The sequence below is a fragment of the Shewanella marinintestina genome, assembly GCF_023283845.1.
GTDB lineage: Bacteria > Pseudomonadota > Gammaproteobacteria > Enterobacterales > Shewanellaceae > Shewanella > Shewanella marinintestina.
The window spans coordinates 63,763-78,918 of record NZ_JAKILC010000016.1 but is presented as its reverse complement, the minus strand read 5'-3'; the positions used below and the strand labels follow the sequence as shown (position 1 = coordinate 78,918).

Here is a 15,156-nt window from a genome sequence, read left to right as displayed (position 1 = left end):
AGCGTTATATGCAAAGGTACACAGCGCTAATATTCATTATGATTTGGCTACAAGGTTGTGGACTCATATATCAAGGAGTGCAATCGAGCGCATCAGGGGTAAGTCAATCACAGCTGTTTCGCCAAGGGCGGCACGGAGAACTCAGCGAGCAAGAGCTTGCATGGGCTAATACGGCATGGCGCTATTTTTCAAACAACACTCAATTATCTTCAGGTTTAGTCAACTCTATCGATAACTACCCCACCATGGATATGACTTCACTCGCTGACTACCTTATCGCCTTGCAAGCTGCAAAACAGTTCGAGTTAATCACATCGCGTGAGCATGATGAGCGTCTCACCATGACAATCGATTTTCTCGCCAACATGCCATTAACCCGTCAAGGCGTGCCCAATAAAGTCTACTCCACCAGCCATAGAGGTATGGTGAACTATGCTAATCAACCAGCGGAGCTAGGCTGGTCAGCCGTAGATATCGGTCGCCTGCTAATTGCTTTAGCTATTACCAAACAAAAAAATGCCCAATTTGCCGAATATATCGATAAAGCGGTCTTACGCTGGAATTTTTGTAACTTGGTGTCTGATGAAGGAGAGTTATACGGCGGAAATATTTCATCAAACCAAGTACATCGCTACAAAGAAGGCAGGTTAGGTATTGAAGAGTACGCCTCCTACGGATATTTAGATTGGGGAATAATTCCCCATAGAAACATCAATCTAGAGCCATACAAAGTGATTACCATTAATGGTATCGACTTACTCTTTGACGGCAGGGACCCGCGTTTCACTGACGTATTGCGACCAGTATTTAGCACCCCGTATCTCTGGCTCGGGCTCGAATTCAATTGGGATGATATTGACGATTTAAATTCTTCAGATGCTAACCATAGTAACAAAAGCCTAGCGGCAATGGCTGATTCCGTCTATTTAGTGCAGCAAAGCCGCTGGGAGAAAGAGCGCATTTACACCGCACGAGGTGAGCATGTAGTGTCAGGTGAACCTTACTTTGTCTATGACGCTATTTACGCCTTAGGCACCCCATGGATTACCGTTGCCGAAGATGGCAGTAGTCACGACCATTTAGCTTTAGTCTCTACGCGTATTGCATTTCAAATGTGGGCGTTATGGAAAACAGCATACACGGACCAGTTACTGACGCTTGTGCAAGAGATGTATCACCCACAACGCGGTTGGTATGAGGGACGTTATGAAAACTCTAGCGCTTACGAAAAAAGCATAACCCTCAAAACGAATGCCGGAGTTTTAGAGGCTCTTTTATACAAGAGCAATGGCAAGCTTTATCGCGCCAATGATGACAAGGAGTACCGTGATGTTCGCTTTAATTCCCGCTTTGACCATCCAGGAAAATGCTTAATGGAGACTTTCAGATGAGTAAACGCTATCGCTGGATAATCACTTTTGCCAGCCTAAGCCTGCTGTTTACCCTAGTGGTATATGCCGTACCGCAAAACATATCTTTAAAGCCATTCAGTAAAGGGAATTACCTCTTAAAAAAAGGCGCTTATGATCAAGCTGCAGCGCATTGGCATCAACTCAGTATTTTATTTATGACTAACTCACAGCAACTATCACCGCAAGAGATGTGGCAATCCGCCGGCTTGGCAGTATCCTTAGCCGCTATTGCCGCAGATAAAGCACAAGATCCAATAGCCTATCAATATTGGGCTGACAGTACGCGATACTTACTCACTGGTGGCACTAATTGGTCACAGTTACAACAACAACTACATCAACGATTCGAAACCGCCAATACCCAACTTTCTGTAGCTATGCAGGTCAACGATATCAATACTGGTATAGACGCCTCCCTTGACTTGGAGCTTAGTGCTTTACAAATATGGGATGATAAATTACAAATATTTGAGTTCAGCTCACCGCGCTTAGGACTAAACCGGCATGAGCAAAGTAATGTGATTGCCCCAATGCCTTATTCTACTGAGCAAACAGAACAAGGTGCTGGTAATAAAAAACTATCAGGCATTGAAACGACGGGTTCTCAGCAGCCATCATTTACTTTGGCACCCAAAAAAATGCCCAACAGCAGTTCGCAAGCTGACAAACTAAATCCGCAAGTTGACTCGTCTGCTAACGAAATCTCTACAGCAGCGCAGCAAAGCCCTATGGCAAAAGGGAATCGTTCTACAGCACAAAACCCACAGGTCAACGCGATACAAAGGCGTCAAATAGAGCCCGTACCCGACACATCTACTTCTACCTCAATTGAAAAAGATGATGCCGACGTAGAACTCAAACAAAACTAACTCAGCCAATGCAAGATATTTAAAATTACTGTTGAAATTACAAGTAAACTTGCTGTTCTAAGGATTTATTACTAGCCTTGAAGTAGCGGCTTTTTGCTATCGTTCAGAGCTAGAATGTCGCACCTCAGGAAGAGTAACTGCGATGAAAGGATTCATTATGATGACCCCAAGAGAAGATCTTGAACAACTGTACCGCGCCGCAAGTAATCAATTTGATTTAACTGAACCCACTCATCAAGATGCCTTACTTGAACTAGCTGACTCATTGCTCGATCTGCAACGTACCTCCCCAGAACAGTTGTTGCAATTGGCACAAAAAGAAGACTGCCCGCTAGCCTTTAAGCTTGCGGTCAAGCTTGTGCTTTCTAGACAAGCAATTAAGCAAATCAAACAACCTATTATCGTCGGTATCGTGTTTGCCATGTGGGGTGAAAACCATCGCCTACTTGGTAAGTCCAGTGCCAATCCAAATGGTGAAAACTCTCTCCTGACTAAAGTTCAGCAATTGCAGTGGGTATGCCAACAGTCCAAAGTAGACTGGCGGCTATACCCTGTTGACGATGGCTGCCCTCACGCCAGCTATGATATAGCCCAACGTATCGCAAGCCATTCAGACCAATGCGTAAAGATAAACGTTCTTAAACTTAGCGATGGTGTGAAATCTGATTCAGGGCCTTTAGCTAAATTACAGCACGTTGATGACTCCAAAAAAGGTGGTGCAATCATTCATGGTTGTATGCAGGCGTTAGAGGACAATGTCGATGCAGTACTCTATACCGATGCAGATAATTCAGTGCATATGGGGCAACTGGGACTGATTTTAAAACCGTTTATTGAGCAACATACACAAGTTGTTTTAGGAAATAGAAAACACCCTATGTCAGTGCTCGTAAAGCAAGAACAGCGCTGGGGGATAGGCATTAAAACCCTGCGGCACATGCAACGAATGGTTGGAACCAGTATATTTTCTCAAGGGATCCACGACACTCAAGCTGCCTATAAATTATTTAGCCGTGAGGCGCTGCACTGCATTTTAGCCAAGCCTAGTGTTTTTGACTTCTCATTTGATACGGACTGGATCTTAGCGGCAATGCAGCACAATCTCAAAATTGTTACCGTGCCATTTGCTTTTATTGATTCTGCCGCTGAATCAGCCTCAATAACTCAAGGCCCAATGAGCACTTGGTTAACTCTACTTCAAGGCTTGGTTACCGCACTTAGAGCAAGAGATATTCATTACAGCAAAGAGATGGCGCAGCTGATTGATGAACATGTTCGCTGCACGGCAGATCTGGAAATCATCATAGATAAACTTCCAGATGAACTCATCAAAGCTAAAGATTGCGAATTAGGTAGCGAAACATTAATGAGCCCCAAAGCGTTATCGGCTTGGCTAACTGAAGTAAAAATGTCAGCTATAGAGTCCAATTTATAATCTCCAATCTGTCGATAATGCAAAGGATTTACGCATGATAAAAGTTGATGAATTAAAAGCGCTATGTGGCGATGATGACTCTATGGTTGAGATGCTTCTTACCATCTATCTCGAAGAGTACGGCCAGAGCGATAGTATCATTCAACAAAGGTATGAAACCGACGATCTTGATGGCTTATTTAAAATCTCACACGAGCTAAAGGGGATGTTCAGCAACTTATGTGCAAAAGACGCCATGAGTTTAGCGCAAATTGTAGAATCAAGCTCTCAAGCAGGTTCCATCCCCGAGGAAAGCGCCATCAGTAACCTCTGTAATGAAATACAGCAAATTAATCAGCAAATTAAAACAATGTTTCAATAGATAGCGGCTGATAAGACATGGCCAAACCTAAGAGAGTTAAATGCTATCTGGCGGCGTTATTACTCTTTGCTACTTTAAACTGTTTTGGCCAACAATCAGCCCAAATAGTTCCAGCACAAGCTATTTCGCGTAATATCAAACAAACTCCTAATCCCTCTCCTCCGGTAAAAATACACTTCCAACGCCGCTCGGTTATTCCTAACCCAACATTTGATAAGCAGCAAACAAAACAAGCAACATTAAGCAAGACCAACTTAACCGACGATGTTGCGTCGCAAGTATCACAATTGAACCGCCATGATAGATTATTAATCAATAAAGCTAAGCGCTATTTTGATAAAAACTGGAACGAAACAACAGGGCTTATCGACTCAGTACAAGGCTATAGTCACGCAACTATGTGGGATGTAGCTAGTGGTATCGCAGGTTTGTTAGCACTTGAAGCTCTCGAGATGAGCAGCCAACAATCTACACATTTTCGCCTCGAAAAAATGCTCAATACACTCATTAAACTCCCTCTATATAAAAACATTTTACCCAATCGCCAATATAACACCCGTACAGCGCTCCCCTCTGGACGTATGAGCCAAACCTCATCAAATGGCAACGGCTGGTCAGCTTTAGATCTGGGTCGACTGTATATTTGGCTTGAAATCCTTAAGCGCCACAAGCCTTATTTAATCGAAAAAATCAACCAGGTGCAGAATAAATGGCAGCTAGAACGCGCAACTAAACAGGGTAATCTATACGGTACAAAACTCACCGCCCAAAGAGAATACTTTCGTCAAGAAGGTCGCTTAGGTTACCTACAATATGCCGCAACGGGCTATCGATTAGCAGGGTTAAATGTCGATACCGCATTTGAATGCTACAAACTTGAAAGCATTGATTTGGAGGGTATTTCTCTATTAATAGACCAAGGTAACCTACCTTTTTTCACTTTAGATCCCTACGTGTTATACGCGATAGAACTCGGTTACCAAGACTCATGTTGGAATCAACTACAACAGCTCTATAAGTTACATAAGCAACACGCTGCAACGAACAATCGATTGGTTGCTTTTGCAGAAGATTCTCTGAGTAAGTCGCCTTGGTTTTTGTACAACAATATTATTTTCCAAGGCTCACCTTGGCAGAGCGTATCTCACTCCGGTAAACCAATTAATGACAAGCAGACCTTTAGTAATAAAGCCGCTTTTGCAATGAGTGTGTTGTTTGATGAACCATATAGTCAGCAGCTCGCAGATTTAGTCATAAGTAACAGTGCTCGGCACACAGTCATTCCTACAGGCCTTTATGCTAACGGCAAAACCAATACCGCCTATAATATAAATACTAACTCACTGATATTAGTTAGTCTTTGGTATAAATCTCGCAATAAACAATCAATTTTATTGCCCGATAACACTAGAGGTTTACAAGCGGAAATGTCTAGCAATAAGTCGCGAAATTAATACTGAATAAAACAAGAGTAAACATAGAATGTTTTACACTCTTATCGCGGATAACATCAAGGAAGCACCATTGATAAATCGCTTTTCAGGGACGAGTAGCCGTAGGCAATACGCTAAAAAATTGCTCATAATGACATCAATGACAGCCACAATATCGTGTTGGGCCAATGAACATCAGACCCAAATGGCAAAACATGCTCCCAAGAGTAATCCAGCTGCTGTTCTCAATACAGCAAAGCCTATTAAAGATGACACCACAACAAGCGACTCGGATCTAATTTGGAAGGGTATAAATAGCTCATTTATGCTACCCGTAGAGGAATGGAATGCTGACATACCTTGGTATAAACGCTGGAGTGCTAGCGTCAATTTAGGTTATCCGCTGGTGGATACCCCCGCAGTGTTACCCGCAAACTCGACGACAGGTCCCAGCAATCAAAACTTCACCGCCAGCCTATCTTTAAAGTATGCCATCATAGGTAATTGGTTTATATCTGCTACTGCTTATCACTATTTTGATAAAGAACTGCAGCAAGCCTGGAACCCCGACTTCACCTATGTGTTTGGTTATAGTGACTGGCGTCCTTATACCTTTAGCCTACTTTACTCTAATTACGGTGGTAACCGCTTCAATCCAAGCAAAGGGTTTAGGCGTACAGAGTTCTCTCAAGGAACTTGGTCATTAGGTTGGAAGTTTCCTGTGACTAAACCCTTTATTGACTGGCTATCATTTACTGATGATGGCGCCATAGGCTGCCAAATTGACTATAACTACACGCCTGAGTATTTCGATTTAGAAAGTGTTGAATATAAAACCCAACATCAAACCGTCAGTTTGGGCTGTAAATATTCGATTATCGGGAATTGGTATGTCAACGCGACTGCATTTTATTATTTAGATAGTGCGCAGAAACAACCATGGAACCCCGACTTCACTTATGGTTTTGGCTATTTTGACTGGCAACCCGGCACAATTACCATACAATATAATAATTACTCAGGTAATCGCTGGAATAGTGCAGATAGAGGGCCTGATACCGGCCGCTTTAAAGATGGTTCTATCAGCATTAGTTACTCATTTAAGTTCTAATCATTCCACTAACAATCTGGATTATCACTTCAAACGATTAAATACCTTTTGCTGGCACCGAGGACAAAAATAAGAATGCCGATGTATTTTGGTCGCACACTCTGGGCAAGGCAACATTCTGCGGTCTTTACTTAACAATAGTAATAAAACCCCTATCGGACCCAATACATAGCCGAGGAGTGCTCCCGCCACAACATTGCCCTTGTTATAACCTATGATGATAGCGAGCACTAACATCAGCAGATAAAAACTAAGCCAAAATGTAATGTCTTCCATAATCAAAATACAAAGTTAACGCTAAGGGTAACGAGGTCGACATCAGAGCTTTCACCATAAACTAATGGCGACGTGACAAATTGACCGCGGTTGCCCTCCTCAGTAGAAAAAATCATTTGGTATTCTAAATTCAATGAAATACTCGAGGTTGCATCGTATCTTAGGCCTAAAGTCCCCGCCTTACTTTTACGAGACTGGTGGCTTTCGGCGTAAGTGAAATAAGGAGAGAATGCATCGAAAGCATAGATAATAGAGGCGTACCAATTAGTTTGAATTCGATCAATTTCAATTTCAGCCATCCATTGCCAAGAATCGTAACTATATTCCCCCCCCAAAGTATATACATCCAGTTTTTCTACTATCGGGCTTGGGCGTTGTTGATATTTCGCCTGCATAAAACCGCTATGAATACGGTAGTTGAATCCAACCAAGTCAACATAGATACCCGCCATATAATCAGTATCAAACTCCAATGCGACAACACCTAAATCGACTTTGTTGACTCGTTCAAAGCCATAGTAAGGCGATACTGTCAGTAATAAGCCATCCGACAACTCAAGGTTCCAGGCAACCGATAACCCATCATAGGAAGTAAAACCTAAGATACTGTCATACACCTCTTGCGGCGGACGCGCCCAAGGATAAGCTTGGCCAACATAGTAATATTCAGAGACTAAAAAAAGCGGTAAACGTAAACGCCCAGCTCTAAACTCAAAATCATCATATTCGTAGGATAGATAGGCCCACTCTAATTCAGGATCGCTCCATTTATCTTGGGTTCGTTTAACCACTTGTCCAGAAGCTGTAAAACCTTCAAAGATATCAACATCCAACTGCAAACCAAAAATGGTGTCACAGTCATAACAGACCTCATCGGTTATCTCTCGGCTTATAAATAGTGGCGTTCGATTGTCACTTTTACTGATCGCGGTTGACCCAAATCCGCTTAAATTAATGTTGTCGGTAAGTTCAATACTTGCTTTTACTTGGGTAGGAACCAGCATCGACAATAAGATAATTAAAGGCGCTCGTCTAAATAACATGGCTACTCTCCCTGTGGCACGGTTATTAATATATTGACTTCTTCTGGTACAGATTCAATTGGAGCATAGGCTATGCCATTAGGGTTATCGTTCAGCCATTTTAAAATTTGTTTTATATCATCACTATCTAATTCTTCTGGCGGAGAACCTTTACCGGAAAAAGCTAACCCCGCCCAATAGCCATTCATTTGGGAAACTGACTTACCTAATAGCATTTTATAAAAATCTTCTCGATGAATAGAAGTTTCGGGAAGATCGACCAAAATAATCTTCAAACTGCCAGATATTTTTTTTGATTTTCCCCGATAAAGCATTCGAGCTTTATTTTTACTTAAAGGAGGTAAGTCGTTATTGAGACTAAAAATTGCAAACTCAACATCGCCATCGTCAACAACTGCAGCGAGTGTACTAGGTGAGGCACAGCATAATAAAAGTAAGATCAGTATTCGGCCATAACATAGCCGAGTGAGTTCGTTTAATCCCTTAAACATTAAAAACCTCAATCCTAGATAGTTTTTGTACTATGCTGAATATAGTCAAGCATAGATCAAACTACAAGATTGCTGCTAACTTGTTCAATTCATGGAGTAGAAATGAACTTATTGAACCACTTTTCAATAAAAACACGGATGCTGGCTTTAGTGCTTTTACCACTAATTTTTGCCTCGTTTTTATCTGGATTAGAAATCATAAAGCAAAAAAATAATGTTCAGGCGTTAAATACCCTCAATAGTAAAATAGACTTTCTGCAATCTTTCTCCCAGCTTAATAACAGTATCAACCAAGCACGCGAAACTTTATTTCGAGACAACGCTTATACAGAGACGTCCCCATACTCAAAATCTCTGACATCACTTGAAACACTACTGCCAAAAGCCTTTTCTAAAATTCACATTCAAGAAATGCAATCTTGGCTCGATAGTACTCGCAGCGCATTAGATGAATTACCGGAAGACGGAGTCGATGGTTTAGCAGATTGGTCAACTTGGCTGAGTGAGTTACAAACCCAAGCATTAACAATATTGGAAAAGGATCGCTCTAACGTTAACGAAGAAATAAACCGTGAGCTAGCAATTTTGTATCAATTACAGTGGCTATCTCTATGGTCTACAGAAGAAAAGTGGCTGATAAACCAGTTACTATTAGATCGAAATAGCACTGCACTACTCAGCCAATTAAATACTATTACTGAACGACAACAGCTTTATGTAGAACGCTTTATCGATATAAACGCCAAACCAGAACAAGTCACTCTACTACTGAATACATTTTCTGATAGAGCCTTTGAGCAAAGCTATAAGCTAAGAAGCGATATATTAAATCGCGAAAACTTAGCGAATGACCCTAAAGCAAGTTTAACGGCCTTTAGCCAACGTTTAAGTTTGATTCAATATGTGGTCAACACGTTTTCCAAGCAGCTCACCAGCAATATTCACAATGAAATAGCACAATCCAAAAAGTTAATAATGCTATTTTGTGGCGCTTTATTCGTCTCGTTATTGCTAATTGGATTAATTGGAGCGAATCTATACAACCGAATAATCAATTACTTACGGCATGTCATTAAAACCATGTCGCAAATTGAAGAAACTCATGACTATTCTTACAAAATTAATGAAAGCGGTCACGATGAACTCAGCTTTTTCTCCGGAAAGCTAAACAACCTTATTTTAGAACGTCACCAAAACGAACAAAAAATCTTACGCGCAAAGTCTGAAGCCGAGAAAGCGAACCAAGCAAAAAGCTCTTTTCTTGCCAATATGTCTCATGAAATTAGAACACCACTCAATGGCATTATAGGCATGTCAGATATTATGGCTGGGACAAAACTTACAGCTATTCAAAATGAATACCTGCAGACTATCGAAACCTCATCACAAACCCTACTATTGCTAATTAACGATATTCTCGATCTTTCTAAAATTGAGTCTGGCAATCTGTCTATCACCAATTCTGACGCCAATATCACCGAGGTTGTATACGACACCTTAACTATGGTTTTGGCTAAAGTAGCAGAGAAAGAACTAACCTTAAATGTAGAGATAGATGACAACACTCCTTACCTCATTTCACTTGATGAACACCGAATGAGACAAGTACTGATGAACTTGCTCTCTAACGCGGTGAAGTTTACTAATGAAGGAGGGATCAAGATTGTTGTCGCTTGCAAAAATGACGCTGCTGGGTATACCGATATGGAAATCAGTATTCATGACTCAGGTATAGGTATCGCCGAAGATAAACAACAACATATCTTCTCTCCATTCACCCAAGAAGACGACACTATAACCCGTCAGTTCGGCGGCACAGGGCTAGGGCTAGCTATCTGTAAGCAGCTAGTTGAACTTATGGGTGGCACTATTGGCATCACTTCGGTAAAAGGTGAAGGTTGCTGTTTTTCTATTAACTTACGCTCTCAAATCATCACCATGGAAAAGCCATTATCAAATCAATTCACAGACCTGACCGCCGCGTTAATTTCCAGCAATGTTCAGCTGTATGAGGAGCTCAATAAAGAATGCCATCAACAAGGATTTAGTCTTAACTATCATTACCAGTCTTGCTTCGACCTACAGCAAGATAAGCAAACATTCGACCTATTATTTGTCGACAATTTTGCATCGACTCGTGATGCAATAGCAACACTACCGGAACTGTTACAACAGAAAGATATTTTTACCATTGCAATCAATACCCCAACAGAAAAACGCGCATTAGAAAATATGGACGCCACAGTAACCTTACCGCTACTGGGCAATCGCTTTAGAAATGCAATTCACAATGGCTTAGAAAGTAGAGATTTAAGGAAAAAACAGCGCTCTAGTGAATACTATAGCTCTGAACAACAAACCGAAACAGCTGAAAAAATAAATGTGGTGATCCTTATAGTGGAAGACAACCTTGTTAACCAAAAGGTTGCATCTTTACTTATTAAGCAGGCTGGATTTGACTTTATTATTGCCAACAATGGCCAAGAAGCTTATGAGTTCATTAGTACTGGAGAAGCTATTCACGCGATCTTAATGGATTGTATGATGCCAGTTATGGATGGTTTTACCGCGACTGAAAAGATTAGAGAATGGGAGAGCAATCATTCCCAGCATAGACTGCCGATTATTGCATTAACCGCTAGTGTGCTCGATCAAGACATTCAAAAATGTTACCAGTCCGGGATGGATGACTATTTAGCTAAACCTTTTAAAAAAGAGGCGCTGCTACATAAATTAAAAGCTATTCCCAAATTGGCCAGCTAAATGCTCTACACTTAAACCTAGAGCTATCGACAATAAATGTTCAGCGCATACAAGCGAATAAGGCCAAAGTCCAAAACCATTAGCACTATTCAGCGCTGACATAACTGTCGATAAATTCAACGCTTGCATATCATTAGGCAATAGGTTGAAATAGCAAATACATGAATGAATTTGATGAGTTTTTCTCTCAAGGCTATTGGTGGGTCTCTTTGCTTGGCGGTCTTCACTGCCTAGGGCTAGGCCTCTATATTCGTTATATTTATAATGAACGCAGTGGTAATCATAAAATTCTAGCGGCAATATTTAGCCTTATGGCTGTGTATTTTTTCACTGGGTTATTCACGAGTGATAACGCTCCAGCCCCGCTACACTTATTGTTTATCTTTATTATTCCAGTCTATTTCTTAATGATGCCATTGCTCTATCTATATTGTGATCGCAGCTTAAATGATATTAATCGTCCAATTGGCTTTTCTCGGCACTTTTATCCCGCAACAATAATAGCAATATTAGTTATGCTTGCCTGTTTGCGCATTGTCATAGGTTACGGTTTAGCGCCCCTAGAACAACTGCCAAGACTTAGTGATTTAACTATCTTGAGCATGCTGCTCCCAGCAGTATTATTTATCCAAACCACCCTATACTTTTACTTCATCATTAAAATGCTCATACGTTACCCAGGGCGGGTATCTCGTGCTCATCAAGATAGTTTAAAAGACATTAAGTTTCGCTGGTTACTGGTGCTCACTTTGGCATTAATGAGTAATTGGTTAATTCGCGTTGTTCTCATCATAATGCCCTATTATTTTTCAAGCCAAGTTTTCACCATCAACCAAGCCGCAGCCAAATTAACATTACTGCTCACAGTTTATATTTTAGCTATTTACGGTCTTAAACAAATAACTCGTGCGGCATTTTTACGCGGAAAATTAGCACAACAACCAAAAAAGCCAATGCAAGCGAGCCAACAACTGCTCAACTCCGAGGAGCTCGCTTATCTACAACAATTAATGCAAGAAGATAGACATCACCCAAAGCCGCCCCAGCCCTAATCGCTAACCTTATAGCACTCAAACAACAATTTCATAGCCAACCGCACAAAACTTACGCTAGTGTATGAGCCCAGATCTTAAAATAACAACACAATAAAAGTTAACTATTTGAAGGGTAGGAACAATACATGAAGCAAGCACACAAGCTTTCTCTGCTTGCTGCCGCGCTAGTCGGTAGCAGCTTTTCCGCCATAGCGGCAGATCGAACTCACGATATCACCATAGATGACTTCTTCAATATTGGTAACATGGGCTCAGTAACACTTAGCCCTAATGGCAAAAAAGCAGTTTGGTTAGAATCTCGCTGGGACAAAGAGCTAAATAAAAGCCAACGTGATTTATGGTTACTCGATACCAAAACTCGTCAGTCAAAACGCATGACCTTCACCAATGAAAGCGAGTCTAGCCCACAATGGAGCCCTGACGGTGAGTATGTTTATTATTTAGGAAAAGTAGCACAAGAAGGTGCGAAAGCACCTTACAACGGCAAGACTCAAGTATTCCGTCTGTCAGTTAACAATGGTAACAGTCAGCCGATGACTAAAGAAGCTGAAGGTGTTGCTGGGTTTGAGCTCAGCCATGACGGAAAAAGCCTTTACTTTTTAGCCACTAAAATCACCACTGATGACGACCAATGGGCAGCAATGCGTACTAGCCACAGCGCACCTAAATATGGCCACGGCGAGCAAACAACCAACCCTTTATATCAACTCGATCTTGAGCATTTCAAACAAAAATTAGTGCTAGACGATGACAAAGTGGTGTGGGAATTCAAGGTTAGCCAAGATGACAGCAAGATAGCCCGTATCACCACGACAGATAACGAATTGGTATTTTTAGAGGGTTGGTCAGACATTGAAGTTTACGATACTCAGGCCATGCAAAATAACGTAATAGTAGATACACAATGGCGTGACAATGCACCCTCTCCTTATGGTTGGCTGCTTGGGCTTGCATGGCAAGATAATACAGAACTAGCCTTTAGAGTCGACTTTGATGGTCATCCAGGTAAGCTGTTCATTGCAGATGCTAACGCAACTAACAAACCATCATTAGAGATAAGCCGCCCAGGCGACGTAACTCTCACTGCTAGCGATTTAACTTGGCGACCTAATAGCGATGAACTTTGCTACCGTGGCGCCGATCATGGCAGAGTTAAACTGTTCTGTACTGAAATAGATGATGGCGAACAAGGCGATACCCGCACAGTTATTCCTGGCGATATGGTGATAGGTAGTTACAGCTTCAGCCAAAATGGAAAGTCTGTCGCCTTTAGCCACAATGGGTTAGATCATTTCTCTGATATGTTTATTGCCGATGCCAATAGCAGCCGCGCTAAACCGAAGCGTCTAACGAATATCAACCCTCAAGTTGATAGCTGGAAACTACCACAAGTTTCAATTGTAAAGTGGACCGCACCAGACGGCGCTATAGTTGAAGGGATTTTAGACCTCCCTGCTGACTATAAAAAAGAAGATGGCCCACTGCCATTAATCATACAGATCCACGGTGGACCAACTGCAGCCACCCCTTATGCACTGCAGCATAGATCTTACGGTCGCTCGACATTTACCGCCAATGGTTGGGCATTATTATCGCCTAACTATCGCGGCTCTACCGGCTATGGCGATAAGTTTTTAACCGATCTGGTTGGCCGTGAACACGATATCGAAGTCAAAGACATTATGGCTGGCGTCGATCAACTCATCGCTAACGGTATTGTCGATGGTGACAAGATGGCGGTGATGGGATGGAGCAACGGTGGTTACCTTACTAACGCGCTAATCAGTACCAATAACCGTTTCAAAGCAGCAAGCTCAGGGGCAGGTGTGTTTGATCAACGTCTGCAGTGGATCCTTGAGGATACCCCTGGCCACGTAGTTAACTTTATGGAGGGCTTACCTTGGGAAAAGCCTGAAGCATACAACCATGGTTCTTCGTTAACCTATGCAGACAAAATTAAAACCCCAACCTTAATCCACATCGGTGAAGGTGACCAACGCGTACCACTGGGTCATGCCCAAGGCTTATATCGCGCCCTGCACCACTACCTTAATGTACCTGTAGAGTTAGTGGTTTACCCTGGTGAAGGTCATGGTCTAAGCAAGTACCAACATCGTAAAGCTAAGATGGAATGGGATCAGAAATGGTTTAATCACTACGTGCTCGGTAAGCCTGTAGAATAAGCACTGACCCCTCTAAATAATACCAATTAGTATAATAAGCGCCTGCAGTGGCGCTTTTATTTTATGTTTCAATTAGTCTGAGTAAAAGCCATTCACTTTCCGTTCAGTAAGCGTATGCTAAGGTTTAGCCTGTTTGTAAGATTAGGAGAATGGAATGACTCACTTTATCAAGAAAATTGCCACTAGCTTATGTCTGCTTGCCAGTATTCTATTAGCCCCGCAAGCTTTAGCTGAAGATAGCTATATCCAAGCTAAAAGCACTTTTCAACAAGCGAATGAAACTCAGAAATTTTTTAATAACGCCTACGGTTATGCTCTATTTCCCACTGTGGGTAAAGGTGGTATTGGTATTGGTGCCGCTTACGGTAAAGGCCAAGTCTATCAAGGCGGAGCGTATACCGGTGATACCAGTTTAACTCAGGTTTCCTTTGGTTTTCAGCTAGGCGGCCAAGCCTACAGTGAGATTATCTTCTTTAAAGATGAAGCGGCTTATAAAGACTTCACCAGTGGCAGTTTTGAATTTGGCGCACAGGCATCGGCAGTAGCCATAAATATTGGTGCCAATGCACAAGCAGGAACAACGGGGAATTCCGCTGGCGCAGGTAAGAGCGCAGCTAAGGCCGCCTACATTAACGGTATGGCCGTGTTTACTGTCGCAAAAGGCGGTTTGATGTTTGAAGCTGCACTTGCCGGACAGTCATTCACTTTTGAAGAGAAGTAGGGG

At 41.9% G+C, this 15,156-nt stretch carries 12 protein-coding genes; 10 read left to right on the top strand and 2 right to left on the bottom strand.

Going from position 1 to position 15,156, the window contains the following annotated elements:
- Positions 1-8: 8 nt before the first annotated feature.
- The 6 genes from L2747_RS16260 to L2747_RS16235 all read left to right on the top strand — a co-directional run bounded on the left by L2747_RS16260 (position 9) and on the right by L2747_RS16235 (position 6,621).
- The gene (locus L2747_RS16260) at positions 9-1,391 is read left to right on the top strand and encodes a DUF3131 domain-containing protein (RefSeq protein ID WP_249000059.1); all 1,383 of its coding nucleotides are present in this window, start codon (positions 9-11) and stop codon (positions 1,389-1,391) included.
- Positions 1,388-2,281 carry a hypothetical protein gene (locus tag L2747_RS16255; RefSeq protein ID WP_249000058.1) on the top strand — a complete coding sequence of 298 codons (894 nt, stop codon included), beginning with the start codon at positions 1,388-1,390 and terminating at the stop codon, positions 2,279-2,281. Before L2747_RS16260 ends, L2747_RS16255 begins: the two co-directional genes overlap by 4 nt.
- A gap of 157 nt (positions 2,282-2,438) precedes the next feature.
- Positions 2,439-3,716 carry a glycosyltransferase gene (locus L2747_RS16250; protein ID WP_249000057.1) on the top strand — a complete coding sequence of 426 codons (1,278 nt, stop codon included), beginning with the start codon at positions 2,439-2,441 and terminating at the stop codon, positions 3,714-3,716.
- A gap of 34 nt (positions 3,717-3,750) precedes the next feature.
- Positions 3,751-4,077, top strand: coding sequence for an Hpt domain-containing protein (locus L2747_RS16245; protein WP_249000056.1), 327 nt, complete (start codon positions 3,751-3,753; stop codon positions 4,075-4,077).
- Positions 4,078-4,094: 17 nt separating this feature from the next.
- Positions 4,095-5,531 (top strand): DUF3131 domain-containing protein, encoded by a 1,437-nt coding sequence (locus L2747_RS16240; protein WP_249000055.1) that lies wholly within the window; start codon positions 4,095-4,097, stop codon positions 5,529-5,531.
- Between the two features lie 139 nt (positions 5,532-5,670).
- Positions 5,671-6,621 (top strand): hypothetical protein, encoded by a 951-nt coding sequence (locus tag L2747_RS16235; RefSeq protein WP_249000054.1) that lies wholly within the window; start codon positions 5,671-5,673, stop codon positions 6,619-6,621.
- Between the two features lie 278 nt (positions 6,622-6,899).
- Here the strand turns inward: L2747_RS16235 and L2747_RS16230 are convergent, their stop codons facing one another.
- A complete protein-coding gene (locus tag L2747_RS16230) occupies positions 6,900-7,940 on the bottom strand; it encodes a hypothetical protein (RefSeq protein ID WP_249000053.1) in 1,041 nt (346 codons plus the stop codon).
- Between the two features lie 2 nt (positions 7,941-7,942).
- Entirely contained in the window at positions 7,943-8,431 is a 489-nt protein-coding gene (locus L2747_RS16225) for a hypothetical protein (protein ID WP_249000052.1), read from the bottom strand.
- Positions 8,432-8,533: 102 nt separating this feature from the next.
- Between L2747_RS16225 and L2747_RS16220 the strand changes: the two genes are divergently transcribed.
- The 4 genes from L2747_RS16220 to L2747_RS16205 all read left to right on the top strand — a co-directional run bounded on the left by L2747_RS16220 (position 8,534) and on the right by L2747_RS16205 (position 15,153).
- The gene (locus L2747_RS16220) at positions 8,534-11,194 is read left to right on the top strand and encodes a hybrid sensor histidine kinase/response regulator (RefSeq protein WP_249000051.1); all 2,661 of its coding nucleotides are present in this window, start codon (positions 8,534-8,536) and stop codon (positions 11,192-11,194) included.
- A 161-nt stretch (positions 11,195-11,355) separates the two neighbouring features.
- Positions 11,356-12,246: a hypothetical protein gene (locus L2747_RS16215; RefSeq protein WP_249000050.1), complete on the top strand. Its 891-nt coding sequence runs from the start codon at positions 11,356-11,358 to the stop codon at positions 12,244-12,246.
- A gap of 128 nt (positions 12,247-12,374) precedes the next feature.
- Positions 12,375-14,432, top strand: coding sequence for a S9 family peptidase (locus tag L2747_RS16210; protein ID WP_249000049.1), 2,058 nt, complete (start codon positions 12,375-12,377; stop codon positions 14,430-14,432).
- A gap of 154 nt (positions 14,433-14,586) precedes the next feature.
- Positions 14,587-15,153, top strand: a complete 567-nt coding sequence (locus L2747_RS16205) for a lipid-binding SYLF domain-containing protein (protein ID WP_249000048.1) — start codon at positions 14,587-14,589, stop codon at positions 15,151-15,153.
- Positions 15,154-15,156: the final 3 nt, after the last annotated feature.